Here is a 21,345-nt window from a genome sequence, read left to right on the forward strand (position 1 = left end):
TTATGAAAAATTTAGCACAACCCAATTACAGTTCTGTATTAGAAACAGTTCAAAATCTGAAGAAGAAATTTGGAAATTCTTGGCAATCAATAAACGCAGAAAGTGCTGCAAGAATGGTAAGTCAAAATCAATTTAGAACTGGGTTAGATATTGCAAAATATACTGCAGGTATAATGAGAAAAGATATGTCTGATTATGATGCAGACTCAAGTAAATACACACAATCTTTAGGTTGTTGGCATGGATTTGTTGCGCAACAAAAAATGATAGCAGTTAAAAAACATCATAAAACTACTAACAAAAGGTATTTGTATTTATCAGGTTGGATGGTTGCTGCTTTGCGCTCAGAGTTTGGGCCATTACCAGATCAATCTATGCATGAAAAAACTGCTGTGCCTGCTTTAATTGCTGAAATTTATGACTTTTTAAGGCAAGCTGATGCAATTGAATTGAATGATTTGTTTAGACGTTTAGAAAATGGAGAAGATTTGCAAGCTGAAATAGATAATTATGAATCGCATATTGTGCCAATTATTGCAGACATTGATGCAGGTTTTGGTAATGAAGAAGCAACTTATTTATTAGCAAAAAAAATGATTCAAGCTGGAGCTTGTGCTTTGCAAATAGAAAATCAGGTTTCAGATGCAAAACAATGTGGTCATCAAGATGGAAAAGTAACTGTACCTCATGAAGATTTTATTGCAAAATTAAATGCTATTAGATATGCATTTATAGAGTTAGGAGTAGAGGAAGGTGTAATTGTTGCAAGAACAGACTCTGAAGGTGCAGGTTTAACTCAAAAATTACCTGTAAGTCAAAAACCAGGAGATTTAGCTTCTCAGTATTTAGCATTTGTAGATGCTGAAGAAATCACTTTAAAAGAAGCCAAAGAAGATGAGGTTTTAATGAAAAGAGGAGGAAAGTTGTTAAGACCAATTCGTTTGGCAAATGGTTTGTATAAATTTAAAGAAGGTACTAATATAGATAGAGTAGTTTTAGATTGTATTACAAGTTTGCAAAATGGTGCAGATTTATTGTGGATAGAGACTCCAACTCCTAATGTAGCTCAGATTGCTTCTATGGTAAATAGAGTTAAAGAAATGGTGCCAGATGCAAAGTTGGTGTATAATAATTCACCTTCATTTAATTGGACATTGAATTTTAGAAAACAAGTGTATGAAGAAATGGCTGCTTCTGGGTTAGATATATTACATTATGATAAAGAAAATTTAATGGACGCAAAATATGATGGATCTTACCTTTGCAAAAGAGCAGATGAAAAAATAAGAACATTTCAAGCAGATAGTTCTAGAGAAGCAGGTATATTTCATCACTTAATTACATTACCTACCTATCATACAACAGCTTTGCATATGAATGATTTAACTGAAGGTTATTTTGGAGAAGAAGGGATGTTAGCTTATGTAAAAGGTGTACAAAGACAAGAAATTAGAAAAGGAGTTTCTTGTGTTAAACATCAAAGAATGGCTGGTTCAGATTTAGGTGATGATCATAAAACGTTTTTTGCAGGAGACAAAGCCTTAAAAGCTGGTGGAACAAAGAATACCTCAAATCAGTTTGATAATATAAATACCAATAAAAAAGCCAAATTAGAAGTTTCTAAAGTGGCTTAGGTTAAGTAATATTTTGAAAAAGAAAATTGTAAAATCTCTTTGAGTTTCGGCTCAAAGAGATTTTTTTTATAAATCTCTCTTTAATAATAATTTGTATGATAAATAAATAAAAATGAATGTCCATGCAGAAACAATAAGTACATTAATTACTTCTACATCATAACTTTTTGTAAACATTTCACCCATTGTATTTGCAGCAGACCTTACAGCTCCTAATCTAGAAAATGGCTCTTTTATTAAGTTAGACATGGCTTCTAAAGGTAAAAATTGCATAATAGAATCTACTTTTTCACCTGTGTTCTCAGCGCTTTGAAATTGCCAATACAAATAGCCTTTAAACATACTTTCTATAATTAACCAAACAAACATGGCTCCAACTGCAAAAGCAGATCGTTTTACTAAAATTCCTAAGAATAATCCAAAAGAGAAAAAGCCAACCAGTTTCACAAAAAAGGCTAATAAATAGTCTAAATCAGATACTATGATTGAAAATTCATCAAAATCTGAATACACTAAACCTAATATTAAAGAAACTACAAATACAAATAGTGTAGAGATTAAGGCAAAAGCAATTACAGTGTAAAACTTAGAAAGTATAAACTCTTTTTTGCTTAAACCATCTATCAAATTTTGTTTTAAGGTTTTGTAGCTGTATTCATTAGACATCATAGATACAATAACTAGCAATAAGAAAAACTTTAAAATGGCTGCTATAAACGTGTTAAAATGCCAGATGTAAGGAAAATTAAAAATTCCTGCATCCGCTAAATGCAATTTAAAATCACCAAATTCAAATTTAATGGCTGCAATTAAAGCAATTGATGTAAGTAGCCCAAAGTAAATAATAGATAATACTTTACTAGCTTTATTATATCTTAATTTATGAAATTCTATAGTGAGAAGTCTTAACATGACTGGTTTTTTTAGTTGATTAGTTGTTTTTTGTTAAATCTAAAAATTGTTGTTCTAAACTTGGTTTGCGTTTTACCAAGTGGCTTAGTACTAATCCATTTTTAAATAACAAACTGTTTATTTCTGAGGCAGAAATCTCATCATTAAGTGTAGCAATGATTTGATCTTGCTCTTTGGTAACCTTTAAAATAGCATCATGACTCTCTAATAATGAAATTAATTTTTCTTCATCCTTATCTACTTTAAGTTCAAATAGGCCTTTAGAGGCTGTCATTTCATCCACTCTACCAGAATATAATTTTACACCTTTTCTAATTACAACTACATGGCTACACACTTTTTCCACTTCATCTAAAAGGTGAGATGCTAATAAAATTGTAGTACCATTTGCAGCAATCTTCTTTATAATTTCTCTTATTTCGTGAATTCCTTGAGGGTCTAAACCATTTGTAGGTTCATCTAAAATTAAAATTTCAGGATCGTTTAACAATGCAGATGCAATTGCCAAACGTTGTTTCATACCTAAAGAAAAGGTACTAAACTTACTATTTCTTCTTTCAAAAAGATTTACAGTGGTTAGTTTTTCATCTATTTTTTCAGTAGATATTCCTTTTATTCTGCAGATTAAAGATAAATTCTGTGCAGCTGTCATGTATGGATAAAAGTTTGGGCGTTCAATAATTGCGCCTACTTTTTTTAAAGCTTCATGTGTAGATAATTTTCCATCAAACCAAGAAAACTCACCTGATGTTCTATTTACAACATTTAATATGATACCTAAAGTGGTCGATTTTCCACTTCCATTTGGGCCAAGAATACCATAAACGTTACCTTTTTGAATGTCAAAAGATAAATCATTTACAGCATGAACTTTGCCATATTTTTTGTCGAGATTTTTGAGTGATAAGATAGTTTCCAATGCAATTGATTTAGTCAGTTATAAAAAGTAAGACGACTAAAGTACAATTTTGTTACGAAAACATTTAAAGCAGTTCTATTAAAAGCTAATTAATAATCATTATAATCGAAGTCATCATAATGCCCAAAGTCGTCATCTAAATCATCTTCTTCATCAAACTCATTGCCTAGTTTATCTGCAACAAATTCTTTTTCTGGAGCTTCGCTTGGTATTTCACCAACTTCTAAAATAGTTTGTGGTAAATCTGTTCTTTTGTCTTCATTTATTTCCACTACATCAACATAAAACGTCCACATATTTAAAAAATCATAAACGTAAATAAGTTTATTGTTTTCATCAGGAAGCGTTTCATTTAGTATACACGTCTGCATAGAAATTGCTTCACCTGCTTCTGCCATGTTAAAAAGAGGAATTTCTTCACCTTGGTTCCATTCATCATCAGTTCTGTAGAAAGATGCCATTTCTTGTCCCTCAAAACCAAAAGCTTTTGCAATGGTATAGTGCAAACTTTCTAAGTTAATGGTGTCATCAACTAAAATAGTTCTTAAAACATCTTCTTTAGTGTCTAAAATAATTCTGATTTTGTACATAAACTTACATCATTTTCAGTGGCAAAAATACGACTTTTTATATGTATTTTTACATCACAAACACGTAGAAATGGATACAGAAAGTCTTTTGGCTGCATTTAATGCACGTAATAAAAACACATTAATGGAAACGCTTGATATTGAGTATGTTGCTATTGGTGATGATTTTTTAACAGCAAAAATGCCTGTTTCTCCTAAAGTGCATCAGCCTTATGGACAATTGCATGGAGGTGCAACTGCTGCTTTGGCTGAAACTGTTGGTAGTGCTGCTTCTAATTTTTTTATAGATAATAAAAATCAATTTATAAACGGAATTCAACTTTCTATTAACCATATTAAAAGTAAAAGAGAGGGTATTGTTTATGCAACAGCTAAGAATATTCATAAAGGAAAAAGCACGCATTTGTGGGAAGTAACAATAGTAGATGAGAATGATAATCTGATTTCTGTGGCTAAAATGACAAATATTGTTTTGGCTAAAAAATAGGATGAATAAATTAAAAAAGCTTTTAAAATATTTAATTGGGTTTCTGTTCCTCAGCTTAATTTTAGGTTATTTCTCATTTTATTATTTTACCAAACCTAAGTCTGATGAAAAGATTTTATCAGAGTTTAAAGCATTAGGTATTAAGCCTGAATTAACCTATGAAACTTTTAGAGGGTTTACCTACAGAAAGATAAAAATAACTAATGATAAAGATTTACCTACTATGGTTTTTGTTCATGGTACAATTGGTTCATCTTTAGATTTTATTGGTTATATGAGTGACTCTGTTTTGGCAAAGAAAACAAACTTTATAAGTTATGATAGAGTAGGATATAATTATGATGATGAGCATGGAACGCAAGCTTCTATTGCTTTTGAGCGTGATTTGTTACAAAGTATTACTAAAGATTTAAAGCGTCGTAAAACAATAGTAGTTGGTTATTCTTATGGAGGTCCAATAGCTTTGGCAGACACTAATGATTATAAAAAAACAATATTAATAGCACCTGCAGTTTATCATAAAGTAGAACCAGAATTTTGGTTCGTAAATATTTATAAATGGAGTTTAACAAAATGGTTAGTGCCAAATATTTGGAAACAAGCAGGTAAAGAAAAGTTAACTCATAAAGAAGATTTGCAAAAGTTTGATAATATTTGGACAGAGAATAAAAATGATATTATAAGCATTCATGGTACAGAAGATGTTATTGTTCCTTTTTCAAACTCAGAATACTTGCTAGAACAATTTCCTGAGAAACAATTTAAATTAGTAAAGATTCCTGGAGCAAAACATTTTTTAATTTGGGAAGATTTTGATATCATAAAAGAACAATTCTTAAAAAGTTTAGATTGAATATTTTTAATAAAATACATGAGCATTTTGCTGATAACAAGCCTTTTGTGGCTTATAGTAAACCAAATGAATCAAAGTTAAGTGCATTTTTTATGCAATCTGATACTCTTAGAATTACAGAAAATTTTGAGGTTTCTGGTTTTGTTTTTGCACCCTTTGATGAAGTAGAAGATGCAATACTTTTTCCTAAAGAGGAATCTGAGTTTTATCAAAAGAATATAGATTTCGATGACTTACTTATAGAAAGTGAGTCTGTCTTAAGTGATCAAGAAGATCTGCTTGCAAAGGAGAAGCACATTAAAATTGTAAATAAGGCTATTGATACTATAGAAAAATCAAATCTAGAGAAAATAGTTATTTCAAGAAATGAAATAGTCGATTTAGAAAAATTTGATCTATTAAGGGTTTACAAATCCTTGTTAAAAAAATATCAAAACGCATTTGTATATGTATGGTTTCATCCTAAAGTAGGTTTGTGGTTAGGTGCAACACCTGAAACTTTATTACATGTTGAAGGTGATAAATTTAAAACGATGTCTTTAGCTGGTACACAAGTTTATCAAGAAAATAAAAATCCTGAATGGAAATCTAAAGAGTTAGAAGAGCAGCAATTGGTAACTTACTTTATTGAAAGCCAATTAAACCCTATTTCATTCAATTTAAAAATCGATGCTACAGAAACCATTAGAGCTGGTAATTTATTGCATTTAAGAACAAGGGTAGAAGGTAGGCTAAGTACAAATGCCAATCTAGAGCAATTAATTAGAGCTATTCATCCAACACCTGCTGTTTGTGGTTTGCCAAGAAAGTCTGCTAAAGATTTTATATTGAATAACGAAGGCTATAATAGAACTTTTTACACAGGGTTTTTAGGTGAACTGAATTTAAAGAATACTACAAATTCAATTCAAAAATCGCAGTTATTTGTAAATTTGAGATGTATGTCTATTAAAGATAATTCAGCAGTTATATATGTTGGTGGAGGAATTACCAAAGACAGTGTTGCAGAAAAAGAATATGAAGAAACAGTTTCTAAAAGTAAAACAATGAAAACTGTTTTATAAAAATACAAAACCGTAACTAATTAAAGTTACGGTTTTGCAAGTGTAAAATTGAATTTGAATTAAAATCGCTTAAAAAGATTCTTCTTTTTAAATATCGTCAAAAGAAACATCAGTAAAACTCTTTGCAGAGGTTGTTTCTTCTTTATTAGTATGATCTTCTTTCTTAAAATCTTTTTGATGACGTTCACTAATAACTTCATCTCCTTTTTCAGCAACAATATAATCTGTAGCTTTTTTTAACATTTCATGAAAATCAGAAAAGTCTTCTTTGTAAAGATAAATCTTATGTTTTTGATAATGGAAAGAGCCATCATCGTGTGTAAATTTTTTGCTTTCAGTTACTGTTAGATAATAATCATCTGCTTTGGTAGCTCTAACATCAAAAAAGTAAGTTCTTCTACCAGCTCTTAATACCTGCGAAAAAATTTCTTCCTGTTCAACTCTCTCTGCCATAATCTAAAATATAGTTGTTATCTTGTAATTGTTGTTGTTACAAATCTAATAAAATATTTTACGTAGCAATGTTAAACATTAAATTTCTTTTTCTAAAAGTTGTTGTTCATAAAGGTCTTTGTAGTAGCCTTCTGTTTTTATTAGTTGATTATGAGTTCCTTGCTGTGCAATTCTACCTTCATCTAAAACGATAATTTTATCTGCATTTTTTGCTGATGAAACTCTATGACTGATAATAAAAGTAGTTTTGTTTTTAGATACTTTTTCTAAGTTTGACAGTATTTTTTCTTCTGTTTCTGTATCTACAGCAGATAAACAATCGTCAAAAATTAAAATTTTAGGATTCTTTATAATTGCTCTAGCAATAGAAACACGTTGTTTTTGTCCTCCAGATAAAGTTACTCCACGTTCACCTAAAATAGTGTCATAACCATTTGTGAACTCAACTATATTATCATGTACAACAGCATTTTTAGCTGCATCTATAATTTCATCTTTGGTAGCTTCTTCTTTACCAAATTTAATATTGTTGCCTATAGTGTCTGAAAATAAAAATGGATCTTGAGGAACAAAACCAATTTGACTTCTAACATCATATAAATTAGCTTCTATAATTGGTGTATCATCAATAAGTATTACACCTTTAGTAACATCATAGAGTCTAGATATTAATTCTATAATGGTAGACTTTCCTGAGCCTGTGTTTCCTAAGATAGCTAAGGTTTCTCCTGCTTCAACAGTTAAATCTATATTTTTTAAAGCTGTAATATTGGTGTCTTCATAAGTAAATGAAACATCTTTAAAAGTTACTTTACCTTTAATAGGAGTAGGGTTGTTGTTTGTATTTTGTATTTCTGGTACTTCATCTAAAAATTCATTAATTCTTGCTTGCGAAGCTTCAGCTTGTTGCACCATTGATGTAACCCAGCCAACAACAGCTACAGGCCATGTTAAAATATTTACATACATGATGAACTCTATGATAACTCCAGATTGAATTTCTCCATTTATATAACGTAAGCCACCAATGTAAATCACAATTAAATTACTAATTCCAATTAATAAAATCATTAAAGGAAAAAATAAAGCGTTGGCTTTCTGTAAGTCGATATTTTTTTCTTTGCTTTCATCAGAAATAACATCAAAATCTTTAATTATAGAACGTTCAATTCCATAAGATTTTACAACATCTATCCCTGAGAAAAACTCTTGATTAAAAGTGGTTAATTTAGATAAATATTGCTGAACAATAGTACTTCTTTTATGAATAACCTTAGAAAGTATAAATATTGAAATTGATAATAAAGGAAAAGGAATTAAAGTGTATAATGTAAGTTGTTTATCTACTTGAAGCATTTGGGTAAAACCAACAGCAAAAAGTACAATCATATTCATGGTATACATAATTGCTGGCCCAACATACATTCTTACTTTAGAAACATCTTCACTTATTCTATTCATTAAATCTCCAGTTCTATTTTTCTTGTAAAAATTGAGAGATAATTTTTGATATTGTTGATAAATCTCGTTTTTCAAATCGAACTCTATCAACCTAGAAGTAACAATTATGGTTTGTCTCATTAAAAAAGTAAAGAATCCACTCAATAATGCAACACCAACAATAATAAGAACATTCATTAAAAGCTCATGCTTAACAAAGGCTAAATCAGATATAGTATTGTCTAAATAATCTTCGACAATATTAAAAGAATCACCAATAATTCTAGGTACTTGTAATGCAAGTAACTTAGAAAGTATGGTAATAAGCAAACCAATTATAATTCGCCATTTATATTTCGAAAAGTATTTATTAAGATATTGTAATGCTTTCAATGAAAATATATTAAAAAGAAAGCACGAAGATACGAGTTTCGAAAAGATAAATTTTCTTAAAAAAGAATTAAAAAGAGTGTTCTCAAAAGTAAAATAATACTACTTTTGCAGTGCACCAAAAAGCAAATTATTTAAGTTCTTTACAATGATTAACAGAAGACATATTCGAGTTAAAGTAATGCAGTCTGTCTATGCCATGCAACAATCTCATAATGATGATATGGTTAGAGAAGAGAAGTTTTTAAAGCACAGTATTTTAAAAATTTTCGATTTATATGTGTTAAACATACAGTTGCTTGTAGAAGTACAAAAATTAGCCTCAAAAAAAATGGAGTTGTCAAAAAGGAAAATTTTAGCAACTTCAGAAGATTTAAAACCAAACACAAAATTTATCGACAATAAGGTTATCAATGCAATTGCAGAAAGCATAAGCATGGAAAGCTATTTAGAAGTTAATAAACTAAGCAATTGGTCTTTAGATGATGAGTATGTAAAAATTCTTTTTGATGAACTTCAAAAAAGTGATTTATATAAAAACTACTTAGACAATAAAGAAGATTCTTATAAAATTGATAAGGCCTTTGTACACGATTTTTACAAAGAAATTATAGCTCCAAACGAAAAGTTAGCTGAGTATTATGAAGACAAAATGATTTCTTGGGTAGATGATATTCCTTTTGTGAATACATGGGTTTTAAAGACATTAAGCAAGCAAAAAGAATCTAAAAACTTTATTCTAGGTAATTTATATAAAGATAAAGATGATGAAGATTTTGTTTCAGAATTGTTCAGAAAAACAATGTTAAAGAGCAAAACTTACGAACAAGATATTACAGATAAAACTCCAAATTGGGAAACAGATAGAATTGCTGATATTGATATGATATTAATAAAAATGGCAATTACAGAATTTGTAAACTTTGCATCTATACCAGTAAGAGTTACCATTAACGAGTACATTGAAATAGCCAAGGACTACTCTACTTCAAAGAGTAGTTATTTTATAAATGGAGTATTAGATAAAATCTCTAAAGAGTTTACAAAGGATAAAAGAATTGTAAAAATTGGAAGAGGATTACTATAAATTTGTAAACTCCATTTTTAATTCATTATTTTTACACAAATTAATATAACATGAAAAGATCAACAATTTTAATAGCGTTTTTAGCAACGTCAATGGCTTTTATTTCTTGTGGTAATAATAGCAATGCATCATCTAAAATTAATAAAGAAAATTTAGAAAGTGCAAAGAATAGAGATGTAGAAATTAAAAACGGAGCTGCAGTAGTAACTTTCGATGAAACAGAGTACGATTTTGGTACAGTTACAGAAGGTGAAATTGTAGAAACAGTTTTTACCTTAACAAACTCTGGTAAAACAGATTTAGTTATTACAGATGCACAAGTAACTTGTGGTTGTACAGTTCCTGTTTGGCCAAAAAAACCTATTAAGCCAGGAGCTACAGAAGAAATTCAAGTAAGATTTAATACAAATGGTAAAAGTAATAGACAACAAAAGAATATTACTTTAATTACAAATACTGAATCTGGAAGAGAAATATTAACGCTTAAAGGTATGGTTACCCCAAAAGCATAATTACATTTATAAATGGATTCAGGAAGTTTAGCAAGTATGTTGCCATTTTTGGCAATGATTTTAGTCTTATATTTTTTTATGATAAGACCACAAATGCAACGTCAAAAGAAAGAAAAAGCATTTCAAGCAGAAATTAAAAAAGGAGCAAAAGTTATTACTGCTAGTGGTATACATGGTAAAATTGTAGAGATTAATGCTACAGATAACACTATTACTTTAGAAACAGGAGCAGGTAAAATTAAGTTTGAACGTTCTGCAATTTCTATGGAATTAAGTAAAAAGTATTTAGCACCAGCTAAAAAATAATTTTTACAAATAATTTTATAAGTGAGCTTTTTCTTTTTTAGAGAAAGCTCACTTTTTTGTTAACATCCTTTTTGCTAGATTGCAGTAAAAAAAATCTCTATTGAAAACTTCTAAGAAAATACCGAAAACGTTTATTGTTTTTGTCATTATATCTTTCTTTATTTGGTTGTTAATTACCTTTTCTAAAGAATATATTACAGAAGTAACACTGCCTGTTCAATACACTAATATTCCGCAAAATAAACTTTTACAAGAAGCTCCAATTACTGAGTTGAACTTATCTATAAAAGCAACTGGTTTTAAAATTGCAATTACAGAAATACGCAAAAAAAGTCTAACTATTGATGCTTCTAAATTGCAGCAAAAAAAAGGTGATGATTACTATCTCCTAACTAAAAATCAGTTTTTAAAAATTCAAAAGCAATTATTCACAGGAGTTGATTTACAAGAAATAGAAAGAGATACTATAAACTTAAATATTGGTGCATTAGCTTCTAAATTGGTGGCTGTAAAGCCTAAACTAGAGTTAGAGTATCACATAGGTTATGACTTATTAGAAGAAGTGGTTGTAGAACCAGATTCAATTTTAATTTCTGGCCCTTCATCACAAATTAAGGATATTGATTATTTAGAGTTAGAGAACTTAATGTTATCTGATATAAAAGCAGATTTTAATCATTCTTTAAAAATATTGAAGCCAGAAAGTGCTGAAAATTTAAAATTAACTGCAACATCTGCCACAATTAAAGGTAAAGTAGATAAGTTTACAGAAGGCTCAATAAATATTCCTTTTACCATAATTAATTTACCTGAAGATGTAAATGTTACTATTTTAAATGATGAAATTCAGGTTGTTTTTGTGGTAGCTTTATCAAATTTTAATCAAGTTTCTAAATCTTCTTTTAAAGTGGAATGTGATTATGAAATGTCTGCCAATAATGATTTGAGCTATTTGATTCCAAAAATTACTTTAAAACCCAACTATGTTAGAAGTGTAAAACTAATACCTTCTAAAATTGATTTTTTAATTCAAAAATAATATGAAAATAGTTGGTTTAACAGGTGGTATTGGAAGTGGTAAAACTACAGTTGCCAATCTTTTTGCAACCTATAATAATGTTGCCATTTATATTGCAGATGTAGAAGCAAAAAAACTAATGCATACTTCTTCTGTAATTAAAAGTAAAGTGATTCAAGAGTTTGGTGAAAAAGCTTACAGCAACAATCAACTAAATAGAGCTTACATTTCTAATATTGTATTTAAAGATAAATCTAAATTAGAGATCTTAAATAAAATTGTTCATCCAGAAGTAAGAAAGCATTTTCAAAATTTTGTGAAAAGCCAAATAAATAAAGACTTTATTATTTACGAAGCTGCTATTTTGTTTGAAAGTAAAAGTAATTTATTATGCGATTTTATAATTACAGTTTATGTAGATCTAGAAACTAAATTAGAACGTATAATTTCTAGAGATAATTCTAGCAGAACTGAAGTTTTAAATCGTATTAAAAATCAGTTGAGTGATACTCCAAAATTACTACAATCTAACTACATTATTTACAATAAAAATTTAGATCAAACTAAGCTTCAAGTCGAAAAAATCCATAAAATTTTAACAGAAAAAGCCTGAATGCTTTTATTATATTCAGTGTTTTTGTTAAATTGTTCTTAAAATTGAACTAAATCTGTTAATCAACGTTAAAAACGAGATTTCCAATTTTTTAAAAACTTAACTTTGATTTATGGGCAAAAAAATGTTTGTTCTTATCGTTATTTTAATGAGCATTTCCTTAATAGGAATTATTGCTGTACAACTGTATTGGATAGACAATGCAGTTGAGAGTAAAAACCAGCAATTTACCAACGATGTTAAAATTTCTTTAATAAGAGTTGCAGAGCGAATTAATGAAAAAGAGCAAGATTTAATTGATAGAAAAATTGAGGGAATGATAGAAAATATTGGTTTGGCAAATGCAGCTCAAATCAAAAATTATTTCTTTCAGGAGATAGATACTACAAACAAACAAACCTTTTCTTTAGGAGCTACCTATTTAGAGGAAAATTTTAAATTACCAGCAGAAGATTTTTTAGATAATGATAGTATTATTTTAAAACGTATTTCTGGTAAAAAAGATTTCTTTCAGACAAAGTCTTTTGCTGGTATGGATAATAATACACCTCCAAAAGTTTTAAGAACATCATTTACAAAACGTTATACTAACTTAGAAAAGGAGTATAACTATGAAACTTTTAGAAGTTTATTTGAGAAAAAACCAATTAACCAAAGAGTTAGTAATAGGGAGTTGAATGCCACTATTAAAGATGAACTGAATAAGAAAAACATATTTTTAGATTTTAAATATGGGGTTTATGGTGTAGATGGCTTGGCTACCAAATTAAAGTCTGGTTATTATACTATTAATAAAAAAGACAGTTACAGACATCCATTATTTTTTAATTCAGACAATTTACCAGTTCATTATTTATATGTAACATTTCCAACAAAGAACAATCATATCCTTTCTGGAATTTCTGGTATTTTATTACTGTCACTATTTTTTATATTCATAATTATTATTGCTTTTTCAAGTTCATTATATCAATTGATCAAACAGAAAAAAATTTCTGAGATAAAAACAGATTTCATCAATAATATGACACATGAGTTTAAAACACCAATTGCAACAATTAATTTGGCCTTAGATTCTATTAAAAATCCAAAAATTATTTCAGATCAAGAAAAGGTAGTTCGTTATGTAAATATGATACGTGATGAAAATAAGCGTATGCATACACAAGTGGAAAACGTGTTACGTATTTCTAGATTAGAAAAAAACCAGTTAGAGATTAGTAAGGAAACAGTAGATATTCACGACATAATTGAAGAAGCAATTAGTCACGTTCATTTATTAATTAATGATAAAGGAGGAAGTGTAGAAACGCATTTTGAAGCACTTACTCCAGAAATTACTGGTAATGAATTTCATTTAACTAACGTTGTTGTAAACATGTTAGAAAATGCTATAAAATATACAGAAGGTGCACCAAAAATAGATGTGTATACAGAGAGTACAAATAAATTTTTCATCTTTAAAATTAAGGATGAAGGAATAGGAATGAATAAAAGTGTACAAAAGAATGTTTTTGATAAATTCTACAGAGAGCAAAAAGGAAACATACATGATGTTAAAGGTCATGGTTTAGGTTTGGCTTATGTAAAAGAGATTGTAGATAAACATCATGGAACAGTTTTTGTAGAAAGTGAAAAAGGAAAAGGAAGCATATTTACAGTAAAATTACCTTTAATTTAAAAGTTTAAAAATGGGAAGTAAAAAGATTTTGTTAGTAGAAGACGATCCAAATTTTGGAACGGTTCTAAAAGACTATTTAGCGTTAAATGATTATAACGTAACACATGCCAAAGATGGTATAGAAGGTTTAATCATGTTTAAAAACAGTGATTATGACTTATGTATTCTAGATGTTATGATGCCAAGAAAAGATGGTTTTTCTTTAGCACAAGACATTAGATCAACAAATAAGGAAGTGCCAATTATTTTCTTAACCGCTAAAACATTAAAAGAAGATGTATTAAAAGGTTATGCAGTTGGTGCAGATGATTATTTAAATAAACCTTTCGATTCTGAAGTTTTATTACATAAAATTAAAGCAATCTTACAAAGAAAAGAATCAGATAAATCTACAGAATCAGAGCAGTTTGAATTTAATATTGGATCTTTCTTTTTCAATTCTAAATTAAGACACCTATCTGTAGGCGAAGATGGTGAGCCAAGTAAATTATCACCTAAAGAAAGTAAATTGTTAAGAATGTTAGCCATCCATAAAAACGATTTAATGCCTAGAGAGTTGGCATTAACAAAGATTTGGAGAGATGACAACTACTTTACTTCTAGAAGTATGGATGTTTATATCGCTAAACTGCGTAAGTATTTAAAAGAAGACGAACAAGTTGAAATTTTAAATATTCATGGAGAAGGATTTAGATTGGTGGATAAATCTTAATACGATTAACTTCCCTTAAATATATAACTCAACTTATTTTTTAAGTTGAGTTTTTTTGTATTTTTATATTATGGCTGATTTTATTCGAATTTATAACGAAAACCCTAATCCTAAGGAAATTCAAAAAGCGGTTAAGGTTTTAAAAAGTGGAGGTTTAATTATTTATCCAACAGATACTGTGTATGGTTTAGGTTGTGATATTACCAATACTAAAGCTTTAGAAAAGATTGCTTTAATTAAAGGAATCAAGTTAGAAAAAGCTAACTTTTCATTTGTCTGTAATGATTTAAGTCACCTTTCAGATTATGTAAAGCAGTTAGATTCGCCTACTTTTAAGTTGTTAAAAAGAGCATTACCTGGTCCTTACACCTTTATTTTACCAGGAAGTAATAACTTGCCAAAAGCCTTTAAAAAGAGAAAAACAGTAGGTATTCGAATACCAGATAATAACATTGCAAGAACTCTGGTAGAAGCTTTAGGTAACCCAATTGTGTCTTCTTCTATAAGAGATGATGATGATATTTTAGAGTATACCACAGATCCAGAATTAATTTATGAAAAGTGGAATAACTTAGTAGATTTGGTAATTGATGGTGGTTATGGAGATAATTTAGCCTCTACAATTATAGATTTAACAGATAATATTCCAGAGGTTATTAGAGAAGGTAAAGGAAGCTTAGATATTCTTTAGCTTTATTTTAGTTGCTTAAATTTTTTTCTACCTAAAACAAAATATTGCCATACAGCACTAGTGTGTAAATTGTAATCGTTTCTTTTACTTAGTTGTTTCCTTTTACCTAAAAACTTCATTAGATTTTTATAGAAACTTAAATGAGCCTTTAAAATGGCCAAAGTATGAATGGGTTTTAATTGCAAAATAAATTTAATACCAGCAATTCCGTCTAAAACTAGTCTTGAAAAGATTACAAATAAAAACCATTGCTTAGGTACATTTTTTACTAAGTTAAATAAACTATTTCTAAAGTTTAAAAATGTTTTTCTAGGATTTGTTTCTTGTAATGTAGCACCTCCAACATGATATACAGTAGATGTACCAACATACTTTATATTATATCCTAAATTTTGAGTTCTCCAGCATAAATCTATTTCTTCTTGATGAGCAAAATAATCTTCATCAAAACCTTTTAGTTCATGAAAAACAGATGATCGTATAAAGAAACAAGCACCAGAAGCCCAAAAAATGTCAGCAACATCATTAAATTGACTTTGATCTTCTTCAAGATGATTAAAAACACGACCTCTACAATAAGGGTATCCATATAAATCTATAAATCCACCTGCAGCTCCTGCATATTCGAATTTGGTTTTATTTTTAAAATCTAAGATTTTGGGTTGCACAATAGCTGTGTTTTGATTTTGTTTAAACTCCTTAGAAATAGAATCTAACCAATTTTCTGTAACCTCAATATCAGAATTAATTAAGCCATAAATATCTGCATCTACAGAAAGTAAAGCATCATTATAACCTTTTGCATAACCACCATTTTCTTTGTTCTCTATAATTTTTACTGTAGGATAAAATTCTTTAATATAAGCTATAGAATCATCTGTAGATGCATTGTCTGCAACATAAACTTCTGCTTTTGGCAAGCTAAAATTTACAACAGAGGGTAAAAACTGTTCTAGCAGTTTTTTACCATTCCAATTTAATATAACAATCGCGGTTTTCAAGGTTGCGAATTTACATTTTATAACTGAGTTTTTTAATAAAGTTTTCTTAATTGTAACTAGGAATGTCTTTTAAGAAAATATAAGTTTCATTTTCAAAATCCATTTTACAGTAATAATGCTGCAATCCATTAGTAACTATTAAATAGTGTGCATTCAGTTTTAAATTGTAACGAGCAATTTGATCAAAAGTGTCTTGGGTAATTTTGATAGAAGGTGCTTTGCATTCTACAATTATCTCTGGAGTTCCATTTTTATTGAAAATTAAGACATCAGTTCTTTTTTTTCGATTATTAATAACAAGTTGCTTCTCTAAAGCTATAAGGCTTGCAGGATATCGTTTTTCATCAATTAAATATTGTACAAAGTGCTGACGAACCCATTCTTCTGGAGTAAGAACCAAGTATTTTTTTCTCAAATTATCGAAAATAAGCACCTTATTTTCGCTATTTTTGAGCTTAAAATTATACTTAGGCAGATTGAGTTTTTGCATCAATCAAAAGTAAGAAAATGAACGAAATTAGAACCATTGTTTCAGATATTAAAAAGGGAGATATAAAACCTATTTATTTTTTAATGGGTGAAGAGCCTTATTATATTGATAAAATTTCTGATTATATAGAAGAGAATGTTTTAGATGAATCTGAAAAGGGTTTTAACCTGCAAGTAATGTATGGTAGAGATGCAAGTATAGAAGATATTGTTTCTTCTGCAAAACGTTACCCAATGATGGCAGATAAACAAGTGCTAATCATTAAGGAAGCTCAAGATTTAAGCAGATCTATAGAAAAGTTAGTTGCCTATGCAAATAACCCACAGCCAACTACAGTATTGGTTATTAATTACAAATACAAGAAATTAGATAAGCGTAAAAAACTGCATAAAGCAATTGCTAAAACTGGCTTAGTTTACGAGAGTAAAAAGTTGTATGACAATAAAGTGGCAGATTGGATTCGTAGAGTTTTAAGTGGTAAAAAGTATCAAATTGAGCCAAAAGCAGCTCAAATGTTGGTTGAATTTTTAGGAACTGATTTAAGTAAAATTGCAAATGAATTAGATAAGTTAACCTTAATTTTGCCTAAAGAAACCATTATAAATGATGCCCATATAGAAGAGAATATTGGTATATCTAAAGACTTTAATAATTTTGAACTGCTAAAAGCTATTGGAGATAAAAACATTTTAAAGGCAAACAGAATTATTAATTATTTTGTAGAGAATCCTAAGAATAACCCTACAATTATGACCATCTCTTTGTTGAATAATTTTTTTACCAAACTTTTACTTTTTCATGGGTTACAAAATAAATCCAAAGATGCTGTTTCTAAAGCTTTAGGCGTAAATATTTATTTTGTTGAAGATTATTTTGCTGCTTCTAGAAATTATCCAATGCGTAAAGTAGCTCAAGTAATTGCATTTTTAAGAGATGCAGATGTAAAAAGTAAAGGTGTAGGTGCAAACCAAACTCAAGGTGATATCTTAAAAGAACTGATTTTCAAAATTTTACACTAAATTTAGATTATGAAAAATATTTTTAGCAAAGAAATTACGGAAGAAGTAATTGAACGAATCAATAAGCTTACAAAAGATACACAGCCAATTTGGGGTACAATGTCTGTTGCACAAATGTTGGCACATTGCAATGTAACTTACGAAATGGTTTATACCAACAAACATCAGAAGCCAAACGCTTTTACAAGATGGATTCTTAAAACAATTGTTAAAAGAGCAGTTGTATCAGAAAAATTATATCCAAAAAATAGTAGAACAGCTCCTCAGTTTCTAATTACAGATCAAAAGGATTTTTTAGAAGAGAAAAAGAGGCTAGAAGATTATATTATCCAAACTCAAGAATTGGGTAAGGCACATTTTCATGGTAAAGAATCTAATTCGTTTGGTAAACTTACATCAGAAGAATGGAACAATATGTTTTACAAACATTTAGATCATCACTTAACTCAGTTTGGAGTATAACATAAAAAAAAGCCTGATATTTCTATCAGGCTTTTTATTTGTAGACTAAGAAATACTATTCCTCAGTTTCTTCTTTTTTAGCTTTATCAGCTATAATTCTTGTTTCTTTATTAGCAACTTCCCAAGCAGTATGAAAAACTAAACGTGCTCTGTTTTCTAATAGTTCATAGTTAATTTTATCTGGTGTATCAGTTGGTTTATGGTAATCAACGTGAGTACCATTAAAATAAAATATAATTGGCACATTGTTTTTTACAAAGTTATAATGATCTGATCTGTAGTAAAAACGGTTCGGATCGTTCTCATCATTGTATTTATAATCTAAATTGATGTTTGTATACTTCTCATTCATTGCTTCAGAAATAGTATGCAACTCAGTACTTAACTTATCTGAACCAATTAAATAAACATAGTTAGGATCTGCTTTATGTCTGCTATCAATTCTACCAATCATATCTATATTCAAATCACAAACTGTATTTGCTAAAGGAAAAATAGGATCAACATCTGTATAGTATTTAGAACCTAATAATCCTTTTTCTTCACCTGTTACATGTAAAAATAATATAGATCTTTTTGGTCCTTTACCAGCTTTTGCTGCCATTTGAAAAGCTTCTGCAATTTCTAACATAGCAACAGTACCTGAACCATCATCATCTGCACCATTATAAACTAAACCATTTTTAACACCTTCATGATCTAAATGCGCAGAAATTACTACAATTTCTTCTGGCTTTTCAGAACCTTCTATAAATGCAACCACATTTTCTGAATCTTTAAACTTTCCTCTTCTTGTATTTTTATTAATCCATTCTGCAGGAACTTCTTGAAAATAATCATCTCCTCCTATTGGACTAACAATACCTTGACTTACATAAAAGTTTTTTAAGTATTCTACAGCTGTTTTCTGACCAGGTTCACCAGTTTCTCTACCTTCAAACTCATCAGAGGCGTAAGTAAATAAGTGATTTCCCAAATCTTTTGCTGTAATAGTTGCTGCGTATTTTGCTGCCTGATCTACATTTGCATCTTCTTTAGATGCTTCTTTGCTAGTACCACAAGCCATAAAAGCGACTGCACTTGCAACATAAAGTATTTTTTTCATCGATTAAATTTAAATTTCTAAGATTATTAACCAAAAATAACAAAAAGTTACAGCTTAATCAAAATTAGTTAGGCTTAATAATAAACTGTTTTAAGTTGGACTCGTATTTAATAATGGTTTCAGGAAATAAATCTTCTAAAGCATTTGTGCTATTTAGGTCGTCTACTGAGCCTGAAATAACTTTATCGTCTTTAAATAAAATTACAGTATCAGAAAATTGTAGTGCCAAATTAACTTGGTGTGTAGAAATGATTATAGTTTTAGAAGTTTCTTTTACTAATTTTTTTAGAAGCGAAAAAATTTTTAATGTGTGATGTAAATCTAGGTGAGCAGTAGGTTCATCTAAAATTATAATTGCTGTATCCTGTGCTAAAGCTCTTGCAATTAAAACACGTTGCAATTGCCCATCACTTAATTCATAAAAGAATTTATGTTGTAGGTGTTCAATTTCGGTCTGTTTTAAAGCAATTTTTATTTTTTCGATATCCTTGTCAGATAATTTATCAATCCAATTGGTATAAGGTTGTCTACCTAAGGCTACCAATTCAAAAACAGTAAGTTGGCTTTCAGGTAAACGTTCAGTTAATACTAAGCTTAATAATGTAGAAATATCTTTATTAGAATAGTCTTTTAAGTTTTTCTGGTTGATAAAAATTGAACCTGATAAGGCATTTTGAACTTTAGCAATGGTTCTTAAAAATGTAGATTTACCAATTCCGTTTTTACCCAAAACAGTAATTAGGTTTTTTTCTTTTAAATTTAGATTGATATCTTTTGCAACAACAGTTTTCTTTTTTCTATTTAGGTAACCAATAGATAAATTTTTAGTCTTTAAAACGATATTATTTTGATTTTTATCCATCTTAAATAAAAATTTTCTTTTTTCGAATTAATAACCAAATTACAACAGGAGCTCCAAATAAAGAGGTAATTGCATTTATAGGTAATGTAAATTCACTTGTTGGTAATTGTGCAATAGCATCGCAAATTAAAAGGATAATTCCGCCTAAAATAGCAACTGCAGGTATTAATATTTTATGATTTGATGTTGTGAAAAGCAATTTTGCAATATGAGGTACAGCCAAACCAACAAAAGCTATTGGCCCTGAAAAGGCTGTAATTACTCCAGCTAAAATACTTGTAATTAGTAAAATGATATTTCTATTTCTCTTGATATTTATTCCTAAACTTTTCGCATAATTTTCTCCTAATAGAAAACTATTTAATGGTTTTATGATAGTTAAGCTACCAAGTATCCCTATAAAATAAATAAATGCGAAAACACTTAATTCTGCCCAACTTAAATTACCTAAACTACCAAAGCTCCAAAATAAATATTGTTGAATTTGCTCTGCTTGAGAAAAGTAAGCTAGTACACTAATTAAGGCCGATGTTAAACTACCAAACATTAAACCTATAATTAGAATAGACATAATATTTCTAACTCTATTTGCAGCAACTATTACAGCTGTTAACACCAAAAAAGCACCTAAGCTTGCTGCAATTGGCAAAGACCAATTAGATAAGGTTGGCGAAATTAAAACACCACCCAAAAACGAAGACCCTAAAATTAAAATAGCCACTCCTAAACTTGCTCCAGATGAAATACCTAAAACAAAAGGTCCTGCTAACGGATTTCTAAATAATGTTTGCATTAATAAACCACAAATAGATAAACCAGAACCTACTAAAACTGCAGTAATTGCTTTTGGTAGTCTAAAATTGATAATTATAATTTCCCAACTGCCTTTAGAAGGAACACCCCCTAAAAGTGTCGAAATTATCTCTTTAATTGGAATGGATACAGAACCTAAACTAACATTCACAAAAAATAAAAATACCAGTAAAACCGATAATAATATAAAGTGAGTTGTGTAGTTTTTTGTAATCATAAATTAATTAGGAC

Annotated in this window: 24 protein-coding genes; 14 read left to right on the forward strand and 10 right to left on the reverse strand. The window is 29.0% G+C overall.

Going from position 1 to position 21,345, the window contains the following annotated elements:
* Window positions 1-2: 2 nt before the first annotated feature.
* On the forward strand, window positions 3-1,634 hold the full coding sequence (locus tag LPB302_RS00670; RefSeq protein ID WP_053974428.1) for an isocitrate lyase: 1,632 nt from the start codon (window positions 3-5) through the stop codon (window positions 1,632-1,634).
* Window positions 1,635-1,700: 66 nt separating this feature from the next.
* Here LPB302_RS00670 and LPB302_RS00675 read toward each other — a convergent pair whose 3' ends face one another.
* The 3 genes from LPB302_RS00675 to LPB302_RS00685 all read right to left on the reverse strand — a co-directional run bounded on the left by LPB302_RS00675 (window position 1,701) and on the right by LPB302_RS00685 (window position 4,055).
* Window positions 1,701-2,546 carry an ABC transporter permease gene (locus LPB302_RS00675; RefSeq protein ID WP_053974429.1) on the reverse strand — a complete coding sequence of 282 codons (846 nt, stop codon included), beginning with the start codon at window positions 2,544-2,546 and terminating at the stop codon, window positions 1,701-1,703.
* A gap of 19 nt (window positions 2,547-2,565) precedes the next feature.
* Window positions 2,566-3,465 carry an ABC transporter ATP-binding protein gene (locus LPB302_RS00680; protein ID WP_053974430.1) on the reverse strand — a complete coding sequence of 300 codons (900 nt, stop codon included), beginning with the start codon at window positions 3,463-3,465 and terminating at the stop codon, window positions 2,566-2,568.
* A gap of 89 nt (window positions 3,466-3,554) precedes the next feature.
* Complete coding sequence (locus LPB302_RS00685) at window positions 3,555-4,055, reverse strand: IS1096 element passenger TnpR family protein (RefSeq protein ID WP_053974431.1); 501 nt, start codon at window positions 4,053-4,055, stop codon at window positions 3,555-3,557.
* Between the two features lie 70 nt (window positions 4,056-4,125).
* Between LPB302_RS00685 and LPB302_RS00690 the strand changes: the two genes are divergently transcribed.
* The 3 genes from LPB302_RS00690 to LPB302_RS00700 are packed head-to-tail and all read left to right on the forward strand — an operon-like array spanning window position 4,126 to window position 6,459.
* Window positions 4,126-4,542, forward strand: coding sequence for a PaaI family thioesterase (locus LPB302_RS00690; protein WP_053974432.1), 417 nt, complete (start codon window positions 4,126-4,128; stop codon window positions 4,540-4,542).
* Between the two features lies 1 nt (window position 4,543).
* Entirely contained in the window at window positions 4,544-5,395 is an 852-nt protein-coding gene (locus LPB302_RS00695; RefSeq protein ID WP_053974433.1) for an alpha/beta fold hydrolase, read from the forward strand.
* Window positions 5,392-6,459, forward strand: coding sequence for an isochorismate synthase (locus tag LPB302_RS00700; RefSeq protein ID WP_176966490.1), 1,068 nt, complete (start codon window positions 5,392-5,394; stop codon window positions 6,457-6,459). The genes LPB302_RS00695 and LPB302_RS00700 overlap by 4 nt, the downstream gene beginning before the upstream one ends.
* 87 nt (window positions 6,460-6,546) lie before the next feature.
* On the opposite strand, the gene LPB302_RS00705 is transcribed toward LPB302_RS00700, so the two are convergent.
* Both LPB302_RS00705 and LPB302_RS00710 read right to left on the reverse strand, forming a co-directional pair.
* Window positions 6,547-6,912: a PUR family DNA/RNA-binding protein gene (locus LPB302_RS00705; protein ID WP_053974434.1), complete on the reverse strand. Its 366-nt coding sequence runs from the start codon at window positions 6,910-6,912 to the stop codon at window positions 6,547-6,549.
* Window positions 6,913-6,990: 78 nt separating this feature from the next.
* Window positions 6,991-8,745, reverse strand: coding sequence for an ABC transporter ATP-binding protein (locus tag LPB302_RS00710; RefSeq protein WP_053974435.1), 1,755 nt, complete (start codon window positions 8,743-8,745; stop codon window positions 6,991-6,993).
* A 145-nt stretch (window positions 8,746-8,890) separates the two neighbouring features.
* On the opposite strand from LPB302_RS00710, the gene nusB reads away from it, so the two are divergent.
* From nusB to LPB302_RS00750, 8 genes are all read left to right on the forward strand, one after another.
* Window positions 8,891-9,829 carry a transcription antitermination factor NusB gene (gene nusB, locus LPB302_RS00715; protein WP_053974436.1) on the forward strand — a complete coding sequence of 313 codons (939 nt, stop codon included), beginning with the start codon at window positions 8,891-8,893 and terminating at the stop codon, window positions 9,827-9,829.
* Between the two features lie 50 nt (window positions 9,830-9,879).
* Window positions 9,880-10,341 carry a DUF1573 domain-containing protein gene (locus LPB302_RS00720; protein WP_053974437.1) on the forward strand — a complete coding sequence of 154 codons (462 nt, stop codon included), beginning with the start codon at window positions 9,880-9,882 and terminating at the stop codon, window positions 10,339-10,341.
* A 12-nt stretch (window positions 10,342-10,353) separates the two neighbouring features.
* Window positions 10,354-10,647, forward strand: a complete 294-nt coding sequence (gene yajC / locus LPB302_RS00725; protein ID WP_053974438.1) for a preprotein translocase subunit YajC — start codon at window positions 10,354-10,356, stop codon at window positions 10,645-10,647.
* A 100-nt stretch (window positions 10,648-10,747) separates the two neighbouring features.
* A complete protein-coding gene (locus LPB302_RS00730) occupies window positions 10,748-11,686 on the forward strand; it encodes a CdaR family protein (RefSeq protein WP_053974439.1) in 939 nt (312 codons plus the stop codon).
* Between the two features lies 1 nt (window position 11,687).
* Entirely contained in the window at window positions 11,688-12,278 is a 591-nt protein-coding gene (gene coaE, locus LPB302_RS00735) for a dephospho-CoA kinase (protein ID WP_053974440.1), read from the forward strand.
* 112 nt (window positions 12,279-12,390) lie between these two features.
* Window positions 12,391-13,959 carry a sensor histidine kinase gene (locus tag LPB302_RS00740; protein WP_053974441.1) on the forward strand — a complete coding sequence of 523 codons (1,569 nt, stop codon included), beginning with the start codon at window positions 12,391-12,393 and terminating at the stop codon, window positions 13,957-13,959.
* Window positions 13,960-13,969: 10 nt separating this feature from the next.
* On the forward strand, window positions 13,970-14,671 hold the full coding sequence (locus LPB302_RS00745) for a response regulator transcription factor (protein WP_053974442.1): 702 nt from the start codon (window positions 13,970-13,972) through the stop codon (window positions 14,669-14,671).
* Window positions 14,672-14,741: 70 nt separating this feature from the next.
* A complete protein-coding gene (locus tag LPB302_RS00750) occupies window positions 14,742-15,362 on the forward strand; it encodes an L-threonylcarbamoyladenylate synthase (protein WP_053974443.1) in 621 nt (206 codons plus the stop codon).
* A 2-nt stretch (window positions 15,363-15,364) separates the two neighbouring features.
* On the opposite strand, the gene LPB302_RS00755 is transcribed toward LPB302_RS00750, so the two are convergent.
* Complete coding sequence (locus LPB302_RS00755; RefSeq protein ID WP_053974444.1) at window positions 15,365-16,363, reverse strand: glycosyltransferase family 2 protein; 999 nt, start codon at window positions 16,361-16,363, stop codon at window positions 15,365-15,367.
* Between the two features lie 46 nt (window positions 16,364-16,409).
* Complete coding sequence (locus tag LPB302_RS00760) at window positions 16,410-16,853, reverse strand: type I restriction enzyme HsdR N-terminal domain-containing protein (RefSeq protein WP_053974445.1); 444 nt, start codon at window positions 16,851-16,853, stop codon at window positions 16,410-16,412.
* Window positions 16,854-16,870: 17 nt separating this feature from the next.
* Here LPB302_RS00760 and holA point away from each other — a divergent pair, with 17 nt between their 5' ends.
* On the forward strand, window positions 16,871-17,872 hold the full coding sequence (gene holA / locus LPB302_RS00765; RefSeq protein WP_053974446.1) for a DNA polymerase III subunit delta: 1,002 nt from the start codon (window positions 16,871-16,873) through the stop codon (window positions 17,870-17,872).
* 9 nt (window positions 17,873-17,881) lie between these two features.
* On the forward strand, window positions 17,882-18,334 hold the full coding sequence (locus tag LPB302_RS00770) for a DUF1569 domain-containing protein (protein WP_053974447.1): 453 nt from the start codon (window positions 17,882-17,884) through the stop codon (window positions 18,332-18,334).
* A 55-nt stretch (window positions 18,335-18,389) separates the two neighbouring features.
* Here the strand turns inward: LPB302_RS00770 and LPB302_RS00775 are convergent, their stop codons facing one another.
* From LPB302_RS00775 to LPB302_RS00785, 3 genes are all read right to left on the reverse strand, one after another.
* Window positions 18,390-19,439, reverse strand: a complete 1,050-nt coding sequence (locus tag LPB302_RS00775; RefSeq protein ID WP_053974448.1) for a M28 family metallopeptidase — start codon at window positions 19,437-19,439, stop codon at window positions 18,390-18,392.
* 64 nt (window positions 19,440-19,503) lie between these two features.
* Window positions 19,504-20,301: an ABC transporter ATP-binding protein gene (locus LPB302_RS00780; protein WP_053974449.1), complete on the reverse strand. Its 798-nt coding sequence runs from the start codon at window positions 20,299-20,301 to the stop codon at window positions 19,504-19,506.
* Window position 20,302: 1 nt separating this feature from the next.
* Window positions 20,303-21,331, reverse strand: a complete 1,029-nt coding sequence (locus tag LPB302_RS00785) for a FecCD family ABC transporter permease (protein ID WP_053974450.1) — start codon at window positions 21,329-21,331, stop codon at window positions 20,303-20,305.
* Between the last annotated feature and the right edge of the window lie 14 nt (window positions 21,332-21,345).

The organism is Polaribacter dokdonensis (genome assembly GCF_024362345.1).
GTDB lineage: Bacteria > Bacteroidota > Bacteroidia > Flavobacteriales > Flavobacteriaceae > Polaribacter > Polaribacter dokdonensis.

What these genes read in the sequence shown, in the direction of transcription:
- LPB302_RS00670 (WP_053974428.1), top strand. Translation starts at nt 3, where the DNA reads ATGAAAAATTTAGCACAACCCAATTACAGTTCTGTATTAGAAACAGTT.
- LPB302_RS00675 (WP_053974429.1), bottom strand. Translation starts at nt 2,546, where the DNA reads ATGTTAAGACTTCTCACTATAGAATTTCATAAATTAAGATATAATAAA.
- LPB302_RS00685 (WP_053974431.1), bottom strand. Translation starts at nt 4,055, where the DNA reads ATGTACAAAATCAGAATTATTTTAGACACTAAAGAAGATGTTTTAAGA.
- LPB302_RS00690 (WP_053974432.1), top strand. Translation starts at nt 4,126, where the DNA reads ATGGATACAGAAAGTCTTTTGGCTGCATTTAATGCACGTAATAAAAAC.
- LPB302_RS00695 (WP_053974433.1), top strand. Translation starts at nt 4,544, where the DNA reads ATGAATAAATTAAAAAAGCTTTTAAAATATTTAATTGGGTTTCTGTTC.
- LPB302_RS00705 (WP_053974434.1), bottom strand. Translation starts at nt 6,912, where the DNA reads ATGGCAGAGAGAGTTGAACAGGAAGAAATTTTTTCGCAGGTATTAAGA.
- nusB (WP_053974436.1), top strand. Translation starts at nt 8,891, where the DNA reads ATGATTAACAGAAGACATATTCGAGTTAAAGTAATGCAGTCTGTCTAT.
- LPB302_RS00720 (WP_053974437.1), top strand. Translation starts at nt 9,880, where the DNA reads ATGAAAAGATCAACAATTTTAATAGCGTTTTTAGCAACGTCAATGGCT.
- yajC (WP_053974438.1), top strand. Translation starts at nt 10,354, where the DNA reads ATGGATTCAGGAAGTTTAGCAAGTATGTTGCCATTTTTGGCAATGATT.
- coaE (WP_053974440.1), top strand. Translation starts at nt 11,688, where the DNA reads ATGAAAATAGTTGGTTTAACAGGTGGTATTGGAAGTGGTAAAACTACA.
- LPB302_RS00740 (WP_053974441.1), top strand. Translation starts at nt 12,391, where the DNA reads ATGGGCAAAAAAATGTTTGTTCTTATCGTTATTTTAATGAGCATTTCC.
- LPB302_RS00745 (WP_053974442.1), top strand. Translation starts at nt 13,970, where the DNA reads ATGGGAAGTAAAAAGATTTTGTTAGTAGAAGACGATCCAAATTTTGGA.
- LPB302_RS00750 (WP_053974443.1), top strand. Translation starts at nt 14,742, where the DNA reads ATGGCTGATTTTATTCGAATTTATAACGAAAACCCTAATCCTAAGGAA.
- LPB302_RS00760 (WP_053974445.1), bottom strand. Translation starts at nt 16,853, where the DNA reads ATGCAAAAACTCAATCTGCCTAAGTATAATTTTAAGCTCAAAAATAGC.
- holA (WP_053974446.1), top strand. Translation starts at nt 16,871, where the DNA reads ATGAACGAAATTAGAACCATTGTTTCAGATATTAAAAAGGGAGATATA.
- LPB302_RS00770 (WP_053974447.1), top strand. Translation starts at nt 17,882, where the DNA reads ATGAAAAATATTTTTAGCAAAGAAATTACGGAAGAAGTAATTGAACGA.
- LPB302_RS00775 (WP_053974448.1), bottom strand. Translation starts at nt 19,439, where the DNA reads ATGAAAAAAATACTTTATGTTGCAAGTGCAGTCGCTTTTATGGCTTGT.
- LPB302_RS00780 (WP_053974449.1), bottom strand. Translation starts at nt 20,301, where the DNA reads ATGGATAAAAATCAAAATAATATCGTTTTAAAGACTAAAAATTTATCT.
- LPB302_RS00785 (WP_053974450.1), bottom strand. Translation starts at nt 21,331, where the DNA reads ATGATTACAAAAAACTACACAACTCACTTTATATTATTATCGGTTTTA.